The sequence below is a fragment of the Amycolatopsis sp. NPDC051102 genome (assembly GCF_040682815.1).
Taxonomy (GTDB): domain Bacteria; phylum Actinomycetota; class Actinomycetes; order Mycobacteriales; family Pseudonocardiaceae; genus Amycolatopsis.
In genome coordinates this window covers 456,418-474,229 of record NZ_JBFBBT010000003.1, presented here as the reverse complement: position 1 = coordinate 474,229, position 17,812 = coordinate 456,418, and the positions used below count along the sequence as shown (strand labels likewise).

General features: G+C 72.4%; 15 protein-coding genes. 3 read left to right on the top strand and 12 right to left on the bottom strand.

Annotation, left to right across the window (positions count from 1 at the left end):
* The 11 genes from mraY to AB0M93_RS12675 form a co-directional block, all read right to left on the bottom strand.
* On the bottom strand, nt 1–1,083 hold the full coding sequence (gene mraY / locus AB0M93_RS12725; RefSeq protein WP_364271949.1) for a phospho-N-acetylmuramoyl-pentapeptide-transferase: 1,083 nt from the start codon (nt 1,081–1,083) through the stop codon (nt 1–3).
* Nucleotides 1,080–2,582, bottom strand: a complete 1,503-nt coding sequence (gene murF / locus AB0M93_RS12720; RefSeq protein ID WP_364271946.1) for a UDP-N-acetylmuramoyl-tripeptide--D-alanyl-D-alanine ligase — start codon at nt 2,580–2,582, stop codon at nt 1,080–1,082. Before murF ends, mraY begins: the two co-directional genes overlap by 4 nt.
* A complete protein-coding gene (locus AB0M93_RS12715) occupies nt 2,579–4,123 on the bottom strand; it encodes a UDP-N-acetylmuramoyl-L-alanyl-D-glutamate--2,6-diaminopimelate ligase (RefSeq protein WP_364272864.1) in 1,545 nt (514 codons plus the stop codon). Before AB0M93_RS12715 ends, murF begins: the two co-directional genes overlap by 4 nt.
* A gap of 240 nt (nt 4,124–4,363) precedes the next feature.
* Nucleotides 4,364–6,289: a penicillin-binding protein 2 gene (locus AB0M93_RS12710; RefSeq protein ID WP_364271943.1), complete on the bottom strand. Its 1,926-nt coding sequence runs from the start codon at nt 6,287–6,289 to the stop codon at nt 4,364–4,366.
* Nucleotides 6,289–7,020, bottom strand: coding sequence for a hypothetical protein (locus AB0M93_RS12705; protein WP_364271940.1), 732 nt, complete (start codon nt 7,018–7,020; stop codon nt 6,289–6,291). Before AB0M93_RS12705 ends, AB0M93_RS12710 begins: the two co-directional genes overlap by 1 nt.
* Nucleotides 7,017–7,970, bottom strand: coding sequence for a 16S rRNA (cytosine(1402)-N(4))-methyltransferase RsmH (gene rsmH / locus AB0M93_RS12700; RefSeq protein ID WP_364271937.1), 954 nt, complete (start codon nt 7,968–7,970; stop codon nt 7,017–7,019). Before rsmH ends, AB0M93_RS12705 begins: the two co-directional genes overlap by 4 nt.
* A gap of 212 nt (nt 7,971–8,182) precedes the next feature.
* Complete coding sequence (gene mraZ / locus AB0M93_RS12695; RefSeq protein WP_004561064.1) at nt 8,183–8,614, bottom strand: division/cell wall cluster transcriptional repressor MraZ; 432 nt, start codon at nt 8,612–8,614, stop codon at nt 8,183–8,185.
* 486 nt (nt 8,615–9,100) lie between these two features.
* Nucleotides 9,101–9,832 (bottom strand): ESX secretion-associated protein EspG, encoded by a 732-nt coding sequence (locus AB0M93_RS12690; protein ID WP_364271934.1) that lies wholly within the window; start codon nt 9,830–9,832, stop codon nt 9,101–9,103.
* Nucleotides 9,829–10,386, bottom strand: coding sequence for a PPE domain-containing protein (locus AB0M93_RS12685; RefSeq protein WP_364271931.1), 558 nt, complete (start codon nt 10,384–10,386; stop codon nt 9,829–9,831). The genes AB0M93_RS12690 and AB0M93_RS12685 overlap by 4 nt, the downstream gene beginning before the upstream one ends.
* A gap of 14 nt (nt 10,387–10,400) precedes the next feature.
* A complete protein-coding gene (locus tag AB0M93_RS12680) occupies nt 10,401–10,976 on the bottom strand; it encodes a DUF3558 domain-containing protein (RefSeq protein ID WP_364271928.1) in 576 nt (191 codons plus the stop codon).
* Nucleotides 10,969–11,319 carry a hypothetical protein gene (locus tag AB0M93_RS12675; protein ID WP_364271925.1) on the bottom strand — a complete coding sequence of 117 codons (351 nt, stop codon included), beginning with the start codon at nt 11,317–11,319 and terminating at the stop codon, nt 10,969–10,971. Before AB0M93_RS12675 ends, AB0M93_RS12680 begins: the two co-directional genes overlap by 8 nt.
* Nucleotides 11,320–11,592: 273 nt before the next feature.
* Between AB0M93_RS12675 and AB0M93_RS12670 the strand changes: the two genes are divergently transcribed.
* From AB0M93_RS12670 to AB0M93_RS12660, 3 genes are all read left to right on the top strand, one after another.
* On the top strand, nt 11,593–12,660 hold the full coding sequence (locus AB0M93_RS12670) for a MoxR family ATPase (protein WP_364271922.1): 1,068 nt from the start codon (nt 11,593–11,595) through the stop codon (nt 12,658–12,660).
* 25 nt (nt 12,661–12,685) lie between these two features.
* The gene (locus AB0M93_RS12665) at nt 12,686–13,960 is read left to right on the top strand and encodes a DUF58 domain-containing protein (RefSeq protein WP_364271919.1); all 1,275 of its coding nucleotides are present in this window, start codon (nt 12,686–12,688) and stop codon (nt 13,958–13,960) included.
* Nucleotides 13,961–14,024: 64 nt separating this feature from the next.
* A complete protein-coding gene (locus tag AB0M93_RS12660; protein ID WP_364271916.1) occupies nt 14,025–16,589 on the top strand; it encodes a DUF3488 and transglutaminase-like domain-containing protein in 2,565 nt (854 codons plus the stop codon).
* Nucleotides 16,590–17,049: 460 nt separating this feature from the next.
* On the opposite strand, the gene AB0M93_RS12655 is transcribed toward AB0M93_RS12660, so the two are convergent.
* Nucleotides 17,050–17,454, bottom strand: a complete 405-nt coding sequence (locus tag AB0M93_RS12655) for a DUF3040 domain-containing protein (protein WP_364271913.1) — start codon at nt 17,452–17,454, stop codon at nt 17,050–17,052.
* Nucleotides 17,455–17,812: the final 358 nt, after the last annotated feature.

The window sequence follows — 17,812 nt, the reverse complement described above, 5'->3', positions numbered from 1 at the left end:
TCAGCCGCCGAGGCCCAGCTGCTCGCTGTAGAACAGGCCCAGCCCGAACATGCAGCAGATCGCCGAGAGCAGCCAGAACCGGATGATCACCGTGGTTTCGGCCCAGCCGGCGAGCTCGAAGTGGTGGTGGAACGGCGCCATCCGGAACAGCCTTCGCCGGGTGGTCCGGAACACCGCGATCTGCGCGACCACCGAGATCATCTCGACCATGAACAGGCCGCCGATGACGATGGCGAGCAGCTCGGTGCGGGTCGTCATGGACAGCCCGGCGACCAGGCCGCCGAGGGCCAGCGAGCCGGTGTCGCCCATGAAGATCTTCGCCGGGGCCGCGTTCCACCAGAGGAACCCGACGCAGGCGCCGGTCGCCGCGGCGGCGACCACGGCCAGGTCCAGCGGGTCGCGGACGTCGTAGCAGGCGGGCGCCGGGCCGTTGGCGCAGGACAGCCGCTCCTGCCAGAACGAGATCACCACGTAGGTGGCCAGCACCATCGCCGCCGCGCCGCCGGCCAGGCCGTCGAGACCGTCGGTGAAGTTCACCGCGTTCGACCAGCCGGAGATGACGATGTAGCAGAAGATCACGAAGATCACCGACGGGAAGGTGATCAGCGCGAGGTCGCGGACGTAGGAGAGGCTCTCCGACGCCGGGGTGATGCCGTGCTCGTTCGGGAAGTTCAGCACCAGCACGGCGAACGCGATGGTGACCACGAGCTGACCGACCAGTTTCGCGGTCTTGTTCAGCCCCAGGTTGCGCTGCTTGCGGATCTTGATGAAGTCGTCGAGGAACCCGACGATCCCCAAGCCCACCGCGAGCATCAGGACGAGCAGCCCCGACGCCGTCGGCGCGCCGCTGCGGGAGTTGAACATCCAGTTGATCAGGTGCGCGGCGAAGTACCCGACGACCATCGCGATGATGATCCCGACACCGCCCATGGTCGGGGTACCGCGCTTGGACTTGTGTCCCTGGGGGCCTTCCTCGCGGATCTCCTGGCCGAAGCCCTGCCGGGAGAACACCCGGATCAGGTAGGGCGTGAGCAGGATGGAGATCAGCAGGCCCGCCCCGGCCGCGATCAGGATGCTGATCACGCGTCACCACCGTTCGAGCGATTCTCGGAGTTGTCGGTTTCCCGGGGTTCGAGCAGGGCCTCGGCGACCCGCCAGAGGCCGGCGGCCTTGGAGGCCTTGACCAGCACCACGTCCCCGGGGCGGAGCTGATCATGCAGCAGGGCGATCGCGGCCTCGACGTCGGGTACCAGAGCCGACTCCTCGCCCCAGGAGCCTTCCTGGAACGCGCCCTGGTGCATGGCCGCCGCCTCGGGCCCGATCACGACGAGCTTGGCGATGTTGAGCCGGACGACGAGCCGGCCGATCTCGTCGTGGGCGTTGACCGAGTCCGCGCCGAGCTCGCCCATCACGCCGAGGACGGCCCAGGACCGGCGGCCGCTGTCCCGCGTCATCGCCGCGAGGGCCTTGAGGCCCGCCCGCATCGACTCGGGGTTGGCGTTGAAGGAGTCGTTGAGGATCGTGACGCCGTCGGGCCGCGTGACGACCTCCATCCGGCGCGCCGAGCGCCGCTGCACGGCCGAGAGCCGCTCGGCGACCTCGGCCGGGGAGGAGCCCAGCTCCAGGGCGATCGCGGCGGCCGCGAGCGCGTTGCTCACGTGGTGCTCGCCGTGCAGCGGCAGCCGCACGTCCGCTTCCCCGGCCGGGGTGACCAGCCGGAAGGCCGGGCGCGCCTGGTCGTCGAGGGTGATGCCGGTCGCCCTGACCTGCGCCGACGGGCTCTGGCCGAAGAACACGACCCGGGCCTTCGTCCGGCTCGCCATGGCGCTGACCAGCGGGTCGTCGGCGTTGAGGACCGCGACGCCGTGCTCGGGCAGGGCCTCGACCAGCTCGCCCTTGGTCTTCGCGATGCCTTCGCGGGAGCCGAACTCGCCGACGTGCGCGCTGCCGACGTTGAGCACCGCGCCGATCCGCGGCGGGGCGATCTCGGCGAGGTGGGCGATGTGGCCGGGCCCGCGCGCTGACAGCTCCAGCACCAGGTGCTTCGTCTCCGCGTCGGCGCGCAACGCCGTCCAGGGGTGGCCGAGCTCGTTGTTGAACGACCCCGGGGGCGCCACCGTCGGGCCGAGCGGCTCCAGCAGCTGCGCGATCAGGTCCTTCGTCGACGTCTTGCCGGACGAGCCGGTGACACCCACGACCGTCAGGTTGCCTTCGGCCAGGCGCTGCACCACGAACCGGGCGAGCTTGGCCAGCGCGGCCAGCACCGCGGCGCCGGAGCCGTCCTTGTCGCCGGTCAGCGCGACCGACCGCTCGTGGGCCTCGCCCGCGGCGAGCGGCGGGACGACGATCGCGGGCGCGTCGACCTCGCGGGCGGCCAGCACGGCCACGGCGCCGGCCTCGACCGCCTGCGCGGCGAAGTCGTGGCCGTCGACCTGCTCCCCCGGCAGCGCGACGAACAGGCCGCCGGGCGTGAGCTTCCGGGTGTCGAACTCCACGGTGCCGGTCACCTGCGCGCCCGGGTCGGCGCGGTGCAGCCGGCCGCCGACGACGTCGGCGATCTCGGCCAGGCTGAGCACGATCACACACTCACCTCGAGTTTGTTGCGGATGGCCGCGGCCAGCTCGTCGCGGTCGGAGAACGGGTGCACGACGCCGCCGGCCTCCTGGCCGGACTCGTGCCCCTTGCCGGCGAGGAAGACGATGTCGCCCGGCCCGGCGAGCGAAACGGCGTGCGCGATGGCCTCGCGGCGGTCGCCGATCTCGATGATCTCGCCGCCCCCGGCGGGGCCGACCGCACGGGCGCCGACGAGCATGGCGGCGCGGATCGCCGCCGGGTCCTCGGAGCGCGGGTTGTCGTCGGTGACGATCAGGACGTCACTGCGGCGGGCCGCGGCCTCGCCCATCATCGGGCGCTTCGCGGTGTCCCGGTCGCCGCCGCAGCCGAGCACGGTGATGATCCGCCCCTCGGTGCGGGCGCGCAGCGCGTCCAGGCCCTGGGCGACCGCGGCCGGCTTGTGGGCGTAGTCGACGACGGCGGTGAACTCCTGGCCGACGTAGACGCGCTCCATCCGGCCCGGCACCTGCACCTCGGCCAGCCCGGTGACGATGTGCTCCAGGCCGACCCCGGCGGTGCTCAGGATGGCCGCGGCCAGCACGGCGTTGGCGACGTTGAACTCGCCGGGCAGCGGGATGCGGGCGGCCGCGCTGACGCCGCCCGGGCCGTGCAGGGTGAACGTCTGCTCACCGTGCGGCGTGGCCTGCAGGTCGGTGGCCTTCCACACGGCCTCGGTGCCCGGGTCGGTGGTCACGGTGATCGTCTGCGGCGTGAGCAGGGCCTGGCCCCACGCGCTGTCGACCACGACGACCTCGTGCGTCGAGCGGCCGTCGAACAGCAGCGACTTCGCGGCGAAGTACTCCTGCATGTCCTTGTGGAAGTCCAGGTGGTCCTGGGAGAGGTTGGTGAACGCGCCGACCGCGAACCGGGTGCCGTTGACCCGGCCCAGCGCGAGCGCGTGGCTGGAGACCTCCATCGGCACGTGCGTGACGCCGCGCTCGAGCATCACCGCGAGCAGCGCCTGCAGGTCCGGCGCCTCGGGCGTGGTGAAGCCGCTGACCAGGCGTTCGCCGGCGATCCGGGTCTCGACCGTGCCGATCAGGCCGGTGGTCAGGCCGGCGGCCTTCAGCCCGGCGTCGACCAGGTAGGACGTCGTGGTCTTGCCGGAGGTGCCGGTGACGCCGAGGACCGCCAGCCGCAGCGACGGCTCGCCGTAGATCCAGGCGGCGATCTCGCCCAGGGCGGCGCGCGGGTCCGGGTGCACGAGGATCGGCACGCCGGCGTCGCGCAGGGCCGGCCGCTCGGCGCCCGCGGCGTCGGTGAGCACCGCGACGGCCCCGGCGGCGACGGCCTGGTCGCTGAAGTCGGCACCGTGGGCGCGGGCCCCGGGGAGGGCGGCGAAGAGGTCACCGGGCAGCACGTGCTGCGCGCGCAGCGTGGTGCCGGTGACGGTGAGCTCGGCCGCGTCGGGCGAGCCGGCGATCAGGCGGGCGTCCGCCCTGGCGAGCAGCGTCGCCAGCGGGACCGGGTCGATGCGCGCCGGGCGGGGCGGCGCGGGGACCGCTTTCACCGGGCTTTCCGGCACCTGGGAACTGGACGAGGACACGGACACGGCCAAGAGGCTACCGGCGGGCAGTCGGGGCACCCGCACGCGGTACGGCGATTTCGCGCCGGCCGGGCACATGTGCTAGGCACCGCCTTGGTCCCCGTTGCCCCGCAACGGTTTCAGCGTCGCGGCAGGCCGATGTGGACGCTCATGCGTCAAGGCCCCCTCGCTCGCGTGAGGGGGCCTTGACGGACAGTGCCTGGTTTACGGCGTGATGATGAGCGGGACTTCCGGGGAGGGCCCGTCCGACAACGGAATCTGGTACCGCTGCGTCAGGTACGACGCGATGGTGTGGAACAGCGGCGCGGCGGAGTGCCCCACCGGCAGCGTCGTGTCCGGGGCGTCCAGCCGGATGCCCACCACGAACCGCGGGTGGTCGGCGGGCAGGATGCCGGCGAAGGTGATGTTGTACAGGTGGTCGCTGTAGGCACTCGTCCGCGGGTCGACCTGCTGGCCGGTGCCGGTTTTCCCGGAAATCTGGTAGCCCTCGACCGCCGCCGTGGGCGCGGTGCCCTTCTGCAGGCCCTTCCCGTTCTGGGCGACCGCGCGCATCATGTCGCGCACCGTCTTCGCGGTCCGGGGGTCGACCACCTGAACCGACTTCGGCGCCGGCTCGGGCACCATCGTGCCGTCCGGGTTGACCTTGGCCTTGACGATCCGGGGTTCGACGCGCAGGCCGTCGTTGGCGATCGTCTGGTACATCCCGGCCATCTGCAGGACGGTCATCGACAGGCCCTGCCCGATCGGCAGGTTGCCGAACGTGGTCGCCGACCACTGGCTGCGGGCGGGTACCACGCCCGCGCTCTCACCGGGGAGGCCGACGCCGGTGCGCTGGCCGAGACCGAACAGCTTGAGCAGGTTCGCGTAGCGTTCCTCACCGATCTTCTGCGCCAGCAGCAGGGTGCCGATGTTGGACGACTTGGCGAAGATGCCCGTGGTGGTGAACGTCTGGGTGCCGTGCGTCCAGGCGTCGTGCACCGTCTTGTCGGCCACCTGCAGCGCGCCGGGCACCTCGACCGTCGACTCCGGCGTCGCGACGCCGTACTCGATCGCCCCGGTGGCGGTCACCAGCTTGTTGACCGACCCGGGTTCGTACGGCGTGGTGACGGCCGGGTTGCTCAGGCCTTCGGGGGTCCAGGAGCTCTGGTCGTTGGGGTCGAACGTGGTGTCGTTGGCCAGCGCGTAGACCTCGCCGGTCTTGGCGTCCAGCACGACGGCCTGGCCGCCCTTGGCGTGGGAGTTCCGGACGTAGTCCGCCAGCTGGCGCTGCACCTCGTACTGCAGGTCGGAGTCGATCGTGAGCTCGAGGTCCGAACCCGGGACGGCCGCCTGGATGTCGCGCTCGGTACCGGGGATGACGACGTTGTCGCTGCCGTTCTTCGTGTTGACCAGCATCCGGCCCGGCGTGCCCGCCAGGTCGTTGTCGCGCAGCAGCTCGAGCCCCACCAGGCCGTGCAGGTTGTGCTTGGACACGTCCGGGTCGTCGGAGCGCCAGTTGGCCGCGCCGACGATGTTGGACGCCAGGCCGCCGCCCGGGTACTCGCGCAGGGCCCGCTTTTCCACGCCGATCCACGGGAAGTTCTTGACGATGCCGGCGGCGACCGACGGCTCGACGTTGTGTTCCAGGTAGGTGAACGACGCCTGCTTGTGGAACAGGTCGAGCAGCTGCTGCTCGGTGAGCTGGTTCGGCACCTTGGTCGCGATGTACTTCGCGGCCGCCGCGGTTTCGCTGTCGAACGTCTTCGTGGTGCCGGGGTTCTTCGCGGCGTATTCGTCCATGGTCTTGTGCAGCGCCTTGAGGTTCACCGAAAGCGTGCGCACCTCGACGCTGAACGCCAGCTTGGCGCCATTGCGGTCCACAATGGACCCGCGCTGGGCGGGGATGTCGATGGTCTGGGTGCGCTGCCGCTCGGCCGCGGCCGACAGCGCGGCGGCGTCGAACCACTGCACCTGCACCAGTTTCACGCCGGCGACCAGCAGCACGGCGACCAGCAGCAGGCGCACGGCGGAGAACCGGCTGCGGTGCCCGCCGTTGGCCCGGCGCGCGGCCGCGCTGCGCGTCCCGGCGGCGTACGTCCGCCGCGCGCTGCCCGCGGCTCGCGCGCGGACCTGGCTCCGGCCCGAAGCCATCACTGGCCGGCTCCCGGCTGCGCGGGCTGTTCTTCGGCGGGCACGGCGGGCTGGTCACCTTCGATCGGCGCACCCTGCTGGGACTGCGTGCCCGCGGCGGGCACGGCGGGCGCGGCGGGCGGCGCGGCCGGCACGACCGGCGTGTCCGCCTGGGCCTTCTTGGGGTCGCCGACGAGCGAGGTCTTGCCGTCCGGGCCGACGACGATCCGCGCCGGGTCGCCACCCGGCACCATGCCCAGCTGCTGAGCCGCGGGAGCCAGCGAAGCGGGCGACTCGGCCTTCGCGACGTCGCGCTGCAGCTGTTCCTTCTGCTCGGCCAGGTTGGCGTTGGTGGTGCGCAGCTGCTCGAGCCGGTAGGAGTCGGCGATCGCCTGCGTGGTCAGCCACAGCGTGGTCGCCACGCCGGCGGCCAGCAGCGCCATCATCATCAGCACGAACGACGCCCGCGACTTCGGCAGCAGCAACCGCAGCCTGAACTGGGGCTTCGGCGCGGCGGGCGCGACGGCCGCGGCCTTCGGCGCCGGGCGCGGCTCGCGCTCCTTCAGCAGGTCGGCGCGCTGGGCCCGGCGTGCGTAGGCGCGTTCGGCCGCGGACGTGCGGCCCCGCGACGCGCGGCGGCCCGGTTCGGGCGCCTTCGGGTCCGGCTCGACGGTGGCCGAGGTGCGGGCGGCGTCGCTGCGGCCCCGCGTCGCCGGCGCGGCCCGGCGGCGGGACTTCGCGGGAGCGGTCATCGCGGCTCTCCGATCCTCTCTGCGGCCCGCAGGCGCACCGAAGCGGCCCGCGGGTTTCGTTCGATCTCCTCTTCGCCGGCCTTCTCGGCGCCGCGCGTCAGGAGCTTCAGCTCCGGTCCGTGCCCCGGCAGCTCCACCGGGAGCCCCTCCGGGGTGCGGGACTTCGCGAGTTCGGCCAGCGCCTGCTTGACCAGCCGGTCTTCCAGGGACTGGTAGGACTCGACGACGATCCGGCCGCCCACCTTCAGCGCGCCCAGCGCCGCGGGCATGGCGCGGCGCAGCACCTCCAGCTCGCCGTTGACCTCGATCCGCAGCGCCTGGAAGGTGCGCTTGGCCGGGTGGCCGCCGGTCCGCCGGGTGGCCGCCGGGACGGCGTCGTAGAGCAGCTCGACCAGGCGCCCGCTGTTGGTGAAGGGCTCCTTCTCGCGCGCGGCCACGACCGCCTTGACGATCCGCTGCGCGAAGCGTTCCTCGCCGTAGTCCCGCAGGATGCGGACGAGCTCGCCGGGCGCGTAGGTGTTGAGGACGTCGGCCGCGGTGAACCCGGTGGTCGGGTCCATCCGCATGTCCAGCGGCGAATCCTTGGAATACGCGAACCCGCGTTCGGCGCGGTCCAGCTGCATCGACGAGACGCCGAGGTCGAACAGGATGCCGTCGGCCTTGTCGAGGCCCACGCTGCGGAGGGCTTCCGGGAGCCCGTCGTAGACGGTGTGCACGAGGTCGACGCGGTCGCCGTGGCGGGCCAGGCGCTCGCCGGACTTCTTGAGCGCGGCGGGGTCGCGGTCCAGCGCGACGAGGCGCAGCCGCGGGAACGCTTCGAGGAGGGCGTCGGAATGCCCGCCGAGGCCGACCGTCGCGTCCACCAGGACGCCGTCGCGGTCGGCGAACACGGGAGTGAACAGCTCGACTATCCGGTCGAGCAGCACCGGGACGTGCTCGGGTGCCGTCATCGTTCCCTCCCCCTTTCTCGCCTGGGCGGCCGGGGGAAATATGGCGGATGCCGTCAGGTCCCTGTCCGCCCGCTGCTGACCTGGTACCGGGGAAGGTGCACCAGGGCCATTGAGCGGACAGAGGCCTCACGGCATCCGGGTGGGCTTCCCCTCTTCGCGCGGGCGGCGAACCTCTCGTCCCCCGACGACGAAGGTGCACCGCGACCGCACGCCTAGAAGACGCCCGGCAGTACTTCCTCTCGAGCCTTCGCGTAGCTGTCTTCGTGTTCCTCCAGGTACGCCTGCCACGCTTGGGCGTCCCAGATCTCCAGCCTGGTGATCGCCCCGATCACCACGCACTCCTTGCTGAGCCCCGCGTAGCGGCGGAGCTCGGGCGCGATGGTGATGCGCCCCTGGCCGTCCGGACGTTGCTCGTCCGTGCCGGCGAACAGGTAGCGCTGGTAGGCCCGAACCGCCTCGTTCGTGAACGGGGCCTCGGCGACCTTGCGCGCCATCTGCTCGAATTCGGCGCGAGGGAAGACGAAGAGGCAGTGATCCTGCCCCTTGGTGACCATCAGCCCACCCGCCAAGGCGTCACGGAACTTCGCGGGCAGCGCGAGCCGCCCTTTGTCGTCCAGCTTCGGGGTGTGGGTGCCGAGGAACACGGCCTCCACCTCCCTACCGTCCACGGTGGCGAACCACCCCGGACGGCCACGGGGCTTCCCTTCCGCCCCACTGGGCACCACCGTACCCCACTTTTCACCACAGTCAACGCGACAAACGCGCGGACCACTCCGTCGAGTGTTCCGTTTGCGCAGGTCAGCCGGGTGGGTGCCGGTGGGGGGCGTGGTGGGGCACGGTGGCCAAGATCCCCCGCACCGGGGGCCGGAGCAACCTCAGCTGTTCCCCATGCGTCCGCATAACGGCCGCGAAAGAACCCTCCCCCTGCCGAAGTGGGGCCCGGTGGGGACCGCGGTGGGCCAAGGTGGGGACGCCAGTGGGGCCCAGTGGGGACACACACGTGCTCAGCCGGGCATCACCCGCCAGGCGGTGGTCAACCGTCCCACCCACGAGATGACCCTCCAATCACGCGTGATGACCCTCCAATCACGCGTGATGCCCCTCCAATCACACGTGATGCCCCGGGACGCTCAGTCGTCCGGGTTCAGGAGGGCGGCGACGCGGGCCGCGAGGCGGGTGCTGTCGACCGGGCTGACCGTCACCCACTCCTGGTCGCCGCGGCTCGGGGTCTTCGCCGCGCAGTAGGCGCCGACGTCGGTGTCGAACCACGTCAACCCGCCGACCCGCTCCACCCGCCCCGACGCCGAGCGGCGGCTGACGCTGAACTGCCCCGCCGCGTACACCGGCCGGGCCTGGATGGCCAGTACCTCCTCGAGCTGCGCCGACGCCGCGCCCGAAACGGCGTCCGAGACGCCCGACAGCGTCGACTCCGGGAGGCTGATGCCGTAGCCCGGGCCGGCCGACAGCTCCGGCAGGACGTCGACGATCGCGGTGCAGAGCTCGGCTTCGCGGATCGAGTCCAGGCCGATCGTCTGCTCCGGCTGCGTCGCCAGCACGCCGCGGCGGCCGCGGACCGCCGTCACCGCGCGGAACGGCGTCGGCGCCGTCATGTCGGCCAGCGCTTCGCACGCGACGAACACGTCCGCCGCCGCCAGCAGCTCCAGGCGCGCGGCCAGGGCCGGCTCCAGCCGGGACCCGTCGTGGAGGCCGCGGCCGGCCAGGTTGTCGTAGACCGCCTTCCGCACCTCGGCGCGTTCCGCGTCGGTGCCGCCGACGCTGCGGACGGTCAGCGGTTCCGGCGGGCGGTCGTGGCCGAGGTCGGTCCAGAGGATGTCGAACGCCGACGCCGACAGCCGGATCAAGCCCGCCCCAGCGACGGCGGGGCGGGGAACGCCTCGGCCGGCACGTGGTCGCGCAGGGCGGTGTCCCGCGTCCGGAGGACGTCGATCGCCTTCTGCCGCGCGGCTTCCGCTTCGGCGCGGCGGGCCGCCATCTCGCCGGCGAGCCCGGCGAGGACGAGCACGTTCCCGGAGGACGCGGCGTCGCGGATCATCGACGCCGGGTCGTAGGTCACCGGCGGCGGCATGTCGGCGCGGGCCCGAGCGGCCACTTCCGCCTGCGCGCCGACGGACCGGCCGACCGACGCCGAAACGGCGGCCGAGTGCGAAAGCCACCGCGCGGCCCGGCCGAGCGCGGCGCGTGCCGCGTCCCCCGCTTCGCCCTGCCAGTGCTCCTCCGACGAGGCGACCAGCGCGGCGACGTCGGCGGTGGACTCCTGCAGCCGTTCCGCGAGCCCGTCCCAGCGTGCGCCGATCTCGCCCGCGGCGACCGGATCGTTGCCGCGCTCGACCTCCGCGGCCATCGCCTCGTGGCTGTAGGCCTCGTACCGCGCGGTGGGAACGGGGGGTTCGGGCACGGCGCACCTCCTGGTCAGGGCAGCTTGGGTTCGACCAGCCCGGCCACCGTGCCCGCGCGCCGGCACGCGAGCGGGGTGTCCGAGAAGCCGGTGTTGCTGACGTCGATCTGCACGCTGGCGCTGTCACCGACCCCGAGCAGCACGGCACAGGTGCCGTCGGCGGCCTTCTTGTCCGCGACCTTCAGCGCCTGGTGCGCACCGACCTTCGTCTTCGTGGCCGTCTTCTTCGCGACCTGCAGGTCGGCCAGGCCGTCGGTGTCGCTGAGGGTCACGGTGACGCCGAAGGTGCCGGGCACGGTCCAGTCGCACGCGCGGGCGCCGGCGATGTCCTTGGGTTTGCCGAGGACGCCGATGCCGGCGGCCGACCGGTCCTGCGGGGAGAGCAGCGTGCAGGGGTCGAGCGCGGCGAGCCCGGTCCAGGCGACCGGCGGCCGTTCGGCCGTCGCGGACGCCGGCGTGTGGCCCGCCGTCGCCGGTTCGGCGGAGGGTTGCCGCCCGCAGCCACCGAGCAGGAGGAGAAGGACAGGGGCGAGCCGCCGGATCGTCCGCCGCCGGCGCACCCTCGGTTCCCCGCGCACCGGCTCAGCCACCGGTGCAGTCCACGCCTTCGGCCGCCTGTTCGTCCGAGTGCTGGTACTTCGCCAGCGCCTCGCCGATGCGGTGCTTGAGCGTGTCCAGTTCCTTGCCGAACGCCGTCAGCTGCTGCACCGCCGAGCCCGGGCCGCCGATGCCGTACTCGGCCATGAACTTGCCGAGCTCGCCCGCGTACCCGCCGCCGAGCGGCACGGTCCGGCCGAGCACCTTGGCTTCGCGGACCATCTCGCCCACGACGTCCTGCAGCGCGCCGAGTTTCGCGTAGGCGTCCGTGGCCAGCTCGGGCGCGACCGCGAAGCCGCGCACGTCGAAGGGCGGCTGCGTTCGCACCTCGCTCATAAGCGGTTACGCCTCTCCGTAGCCGGGCGACCTCGAACCGCAGCATACGACAGAGCAGGGTGTCAGCGGGAGCACCCAGAATCGGGTGAAAGGGCACCCGATCGGGGTATCGTCGCTGCTTGCGCAGCGTCATCGCGGGGTTCCACCCCCCGGCTCGCCCGGGTTTGACACACTGGGTGGCAGGCTGGTCGCTGCGCGCGGACACCAGCGAGGGGGCCGTTCGGGCCCGGCGGTGCGCACAGTGCGCGCGGCCATGCGCCACCAGGAGGTCGAGTGACGTCGAGAATCCAGTCTGCCGCGCCCGGATCGGGCGAGCAGGCATCCGGGCGGCCGCCTTATCCGGCGGAGCCCTCGGGCAACGGCCGGGCCCACGGCCACCCCGGCAGAGTGCCCCTGGACGAGCTGCACGACACCGCCCGGCGGATCGCCGCCAACGTGGAGCGGGTGCTGGTCGGCAAACCCGACGTCATCCGGATCGCCCTGGTCACCTTGCTCGCCGAAGGCCACCTGCTGGTCGAAGACGTGCCCGGCGTCGGGAAGACGTCGCTGGCCAAGGCCCTCGCCCGGTCGATCGACTGCACCGTCAGCCGCATCCAGTTCACGCCCGACCTGCTGCCGAGCGACGTCACCGGCGTCTCCATCTACAACCGCCAGTCCGGCGAGTTCGACTTCCGCCCCGGCCCGGTGTTCGCGAACATCGTGGTGGGCGACGAGATCAACCGCGCCTCGCCGAAGACGCAGTCGGCGCTGCTGGAGTGCATGGAAGAGCACCAGGTCACCGTCGACACCACGACCTACCGCCTCGACCAGCCGTTCATGGTCATCGCCACGCAGAACCCGATCGAAATGGAAGGCACCTACGCCCTCCCCGAGGCCCAGCGCGACCGGTTCACCGCGCGCGTCTCCATCGGCTACCCCGACCAGCAGGCCGAGCTGGCCATGGTCGACGAGCACGCCGGCCACAACCCCCTCGAGGACCTGCAGCCGGTGTCCGACGGCGAGACCGTGCACCGGCTGATCGAGACGGTCCGCAGCGTGCACATCGCGCCGGAGGTCCGCCGGTACGCCGTCGACGTCGTCGCGGCCACCCGGGGTGTGCCGGAGATCCGGCTCGGCGCGTCACCGCGGGCCACGCTGCACCTCGTCCGCGCGGCACGTGCCCAGGCCGCGCTGTCGGGCCGGGACTACGTCGTGCCGGACGACCTGCACACGGTCGCGGTCCCGGTCCTGGCGCACCGCCTGGTGCTGACCACCGAGGCCCACGCGGCGCGGCGGTCGGCCACCGACGTCGTGCGCGCGGTGCTGCACCGGGTGCCGGTGCCGCAGGGTTCCCGGCCGTAATCCCGCCGAAAGGGAAGAGAACGGCATGCTGCGTGCCCTGTCCGGCCTGACCACCCGCGGCCGCTGCCTCCTGGCCGCGGGGATCGCCGCCGCGGTGTGCTCGTTCGTGCTCAACGAGCGCGACCTGCTGCGGGTGGCGGTGTTCGTGGTGGCGCTGCCGCTGCTCGTCGCCGTGTTCATTTCGGCGACCCGGCTGCGCATCGGCGCCACCCGCACGCTGCGCCCCGAGCGGGTGGCGGTCGGCGGGAACGGCGAGGTGCAGCTGGAGCTGTGGCGCAGCGGGCGGCTGCCGGCCGGGGAGATCCTCCTCGAAGACGGCGTGCCGTACGCGCTGGGCACGCGCCCGCGCTTCGTCGTCGAGCGGCTCCCGCACGACCGCCGGGTCGCGCTGCGCTATCCCCTGCAGCCGGTGCTGCGCGGGATCCAGCAGGTGGGGCCGCTGCGCGCGACGATCACCGACCCGTTCGGGCTGTGCGAGTTCGAGCGCGAGCTGATCGGGCACTCTCGGCTGGTCGTGGTGCCCCGCGTGGTGGCGCTGTGGGGCCTGCCGAGCGGCGCGGGCATCGGCGTCGGCGACGACGGCACGGTCCGGCTGCACGCCGGCCAGGGCGAGGCCGACGTGATCGTCCGCCAGTACCGCCAGGGCGACGACCTGCGGAAGGTGCACTGGCGTTCGACGGCCCGCCGCGACGAGATCATGGTCCGCGTCGAAGAGCGCCCGTGGCGCGGCGGCACGACGGTCCTGCTCGACCACCGGGCGGCCGCCCACCACGGCGCGGGCCCGGCGGCGAGCATGGAGTGGGCGGTGTCGTTCGCGGCGTCGGCCGCCCTGCACCTGCGCCGGTCCGGACACCGGGTCCGCCTGGTGAGCGAGCACGGCGCCACCCTGGCCGACACCCCGGGCGACGGCGGCGACCACTACGACCACGTGGTCCTCGACGCACTGGCGGGCCTGCAGCCGGCCCACCAGCGCGACATCACGCTGGCCGGCGACCCGGCCGAGGGTCAGGAGCTGATCGCGATCCTCGGCACGGTGAGCACGGAGGCGGTGCACGAGCTGACCCAGTTCCGCCCGCGCGGCATCCGGAGCCTGGCGGTCCTGCTGGACACGCCGACGTGGTCGGCGGGAGTGAGCGCACCGGAGCAGCGAGCGGCGGCGACGGAGGACTCGGCGGCGCTGCTGCGCGCGGCGGGCTGGGGCGTGGTGGTCGCCGGCCCGGGCTCGCCGATGCCCCAGGTGTGGGCCGAGCTGTGCCGGAGCGGCGCCCGCCGCGGGACGCTGATCGGGGGCCCGCGATGACCTTCGCCGCGTCCGTTTCCTGTGCTGCCCTCTCCAGCCACGACGTCCTGATCGGGGGCTCGCGATGAGCACCGCCGCACCCCCGCGTCCGACCGACCGGCCCGCGCCGCGGCCGGAACGTCCGCTTTCCGCCTGGCGCAGCAGTGTCCTGGCCCCGGTCGCCGCCGGTGTCGCCACCCTCTGTGCCGCCACCTCGGTCACCAGCGTCGTCGCCGGGCTCGCCTGGTTCGGCTATCTCTTCGTCGCCGTCCTGCTCATCGGGGCCACCGGCCTCGCATTGCGCTCGCTGCAGGTGCCGACCGTCCTCGTCGGGCTCGGGCAGCTGCTGGTTCTGCTCTTCCTGATCACCGGGGCGTTCACCACCCACGGCATCCTGCAGGTGATCCCCGGCCCCGAAGCGTTCTCCGAGATCGGGACCACGCTGTCGGCCGCCGCCGAGCAGATCCGCGTCGGGCTGCCGCCCGTCGAAGGCAGCCAGCCGATCCTGTGCCTGGTCACCATCCTGATCGGCCTCGTCGCCGTCCTGGTCGACACGCTGACCGTCGCCGCCGCGGCGCCCGCCGCGACCGGGCTCGTGCTGCTCTGCGTCTACGCCGTGCCGGCCGCGCTGAGCGAGGAAATGCTGCCGTGGTGGACGTTCCTGCTCGGCGGGGCGGCGTTCGCCGGTCTGCTGGCCGTCGACGGCAACCACCGGCACCGCCGCTGGCGGACCCGCGAGGCGCCCGGGCGCAGCGGCAAGCCGGGCGTGCTGTCCGCGCCGGTCGCCGTCGTCTGCGCGGCGATCGTGCTCGGGCTGCTGGGCGGAGCGATCACCTGGGTGGGCACCGTCGGGCGGATGCCGTTCGGCGGCAACGGGAACGGCCCCGGCGCGGGCTCCGGCGGGTTCGGCATCCAGCCGTTCACCGAGCTGCGCGGCATGCTCGACCAGGGCGCCAACCGCGAGCTGTTCAAAGTCCGCGGCCTCGGCACGGACCGGCGGCTGATGCGCGCGATGACGCTGGACACCTACTACCCCAACAAGGGCTGGGGCCTGCACGACGAAGGCCGTTCGCAGCAGGGCACCCCGGTCGGGCCGCGGCTGCCCGCCGCCCCGGGCGACGACGGCACCGGCGCCGCGCGCAAGATCGACGTCGAGCCGGCGAGCTGGCGCGACAACTGGCTGCCGGTGTACGGCGCGCCGCGGGTGATCGACGGCGCGGCCAACGGCTACCTCTACGACCAGATCAGCGGCACGGTGTTCACGACGCGCAGCGAGACTCCGCCGTCGTACACCGAATACGCGTCGCTGAAGGAACCGACGGCGGCCGAGCTGCGCGTCACCTCGCGGGTCGACGACCTGCCGCCGCGCTACACCGAGATCGCCGCCGTCGACGACCGCGTCCGCGCGAAGACCGAGCAGCTGATCGCCGGCGCGTCCAACGACTTCGACCGGGCGTCGGCGATCTGGCGGTACTTCACGGCGCAGAACGGGTTCGTCTACGACACGAAGACCGGGCCGGCGAACGACGCCGACGCCCTCGCGGACTTCATCCTCAACGGCAAGCGCGGTTTCTGCGAGCAGTTCGCGTCGGCGATGGCCGTGATGCTGCGGGTGGCGGGCATCCCGTCGCGGGTGGCGATCGGCTTCACGCCGGGCGTGCCGGTCAACGACTACCTGTCGATCAGCACCCAGGACGCGCACGCGTGGGTCGAGGCGTACTTCGGCGACAAGGGCTGGGTGACGTTCGACCCGACGCCGCTGTCCGACGGCCGCGGCATCACCCCGTCGTACCTGCAGGCCGGCCCGCAGGACGGCAACCAGCCGGACGACACCCAGGTGGCGCCGAGCACGGTCCAGTCGAGCGCGGCGCCGACCGGCGTCCCCCACGACACCGAGCCGAACCTGCCGGCCCAGACAGCGAAGGACGCTTCGGGCAGCGACGGCTGGTTGTTCGACTTCGCGTTGGTGCTGGCTTTGCTGGGCGCGGGCGCGCTGTTGGTCGCGGCAGTGCTCCGTCGCTTGCTCGACCGCGGACGTACTGCGGCGCCTGCCCCTGTCCCGGACGGCGGCCCGGCGCCCGGCGACCGGAGCGAGGGAACCCTGTTGGTCCGGGCCCCGGCACCGGTGACGGCGCCGTCCCGGACACAGGCGCTGCTCGGCTGGCTCCCGCTGGTGGGGGCCGGGTTGTGGATCATCGCGCTCGGCCTGCTGGCGGCGACGGTGGCCTGGTGGCTGGGCGTGCTGGTGGTGCTGCTGTTACTGCTGGTGGCGGGCCCGGCGATGATCCGCGAGGCGGTCCGGCGACGGCGTCTGCAGCGCATAGTCCAGCACCAGCCGGGCTCGGCCGACGCGGCATGGGCGGAGCTGCGCGCGGAATGCGCCGACCGCGGCCTGCCGATCCCGAGCAGCGACACGGTACGCGTGGCGGGCCAGAAACTGGCGGCGAAGCACCACCTCGACGACGAAGGCCGCGAAGGCCTCAGGACGGTCATCGGGGCGCTGGAGCGATCTTGGTACGGCGAGGACGACACGCCGTCGCCGGAGCTCCCGCCGGCCTTCGAGCGACTGCGGCGAAGCCTGCGCCGGAACGCGCCGCTCTCGTGGAAGGGACGGCTGTTCCCGCGCTCGGTCTTCCGCAACCGCGATTGACGGGGTCTTTCGGGCATCACGTGTGTCCGGAGGGAAATCTCGCGTGATCAGCGGGGCATCGGCCGTGATCGGAGAGACATCACGATGATGCCCCGCCAGTCACGCGTGATGCCTCCCCAATCACGCGAGATGCCTCCCCAATCACGCGTGATGCCCGTCCAGTCACGCGAGATGCCCCGCTGATCACGCGAGTCGCGGCTCGAAGCACGCGAGTCCCGGCTTCGGTCACGCGAGTTGCGGCTCGAAGACCGCGAGTTTCGGCTTTGATCACGTGAGATCCGGTGCTGGTCAGACTGGTTGCGCGAGTTGATCATGCCTGGTCGGGTGGGCGCGTGAGGGCTCACCCTTGTGGGGGTCACCCACTGTCACCCCTGTGGTCGCGGGGCAGCGGGGTTGGTGAGCACACAAGAAGATCCGCGTCCCTCCGAACGGCGAGACGCGGATCTCTGGTCTTGCGGCGCTACTGTTCCTCGAAGCGCTGGCGGAAGCGCTCCTCCATCCTCTGGGTGAAGGAACTCCGGCGGCCCTGTTGCTTACCACCGCGTGCGCCCGCTCCACCGCCCCTGCCGTCTCCGTCGGCGCCGTGCCGAATAGATGTGACGGCCATCATGACTCCGAAGAACATCACGAGGAACCCGAGCACGCTGATCAGCGGGATGTCGGCCACCCGGAACTGCGGCACCACCACGCCCAGCACCAGCAGGGCCACGCCCACTACGAACAGGGCGATGCCCTGAATACGCCGTCGGCGAGCGGGGCGACGCAACCGGGTGCCACGCACCGTGGATGCGAACTTGGGGTCCTCGGCATAGAGCTCGCGCTCGATTTGATCGAGCAGCCGCTGCTCATGCTCGGAGAGTGGCATCTTTCCTCCTCCGGCACAGCTGTCGCGGGCGCCGGGCCGCGCAACGTCCTGGACCCAACAGCCAACCCCAGGCGGGGTGGCACTGTCCAGGATACGAGGCCCGCGCCCGCACGACTACCCGATCCCGCATCCAGAAGGGATCGAATTGGGCTAAATCCGGCCCGCGGGGTGTTGCGGACCGTCACCGTCGCCGATCGTGACCGTTTTACCGCCTGTTCGACATTGTGGGGGAACGCCGACCGTACCGCAGATCACAGCTGGTGACCGGCCGCCGAACCCGACGCGAGAGTGGCAGCCACGGCCACGATCATGGCCGCTCGAAATGACTCATGCTGGGGCGCGGCCGAGGCAAGCGGCT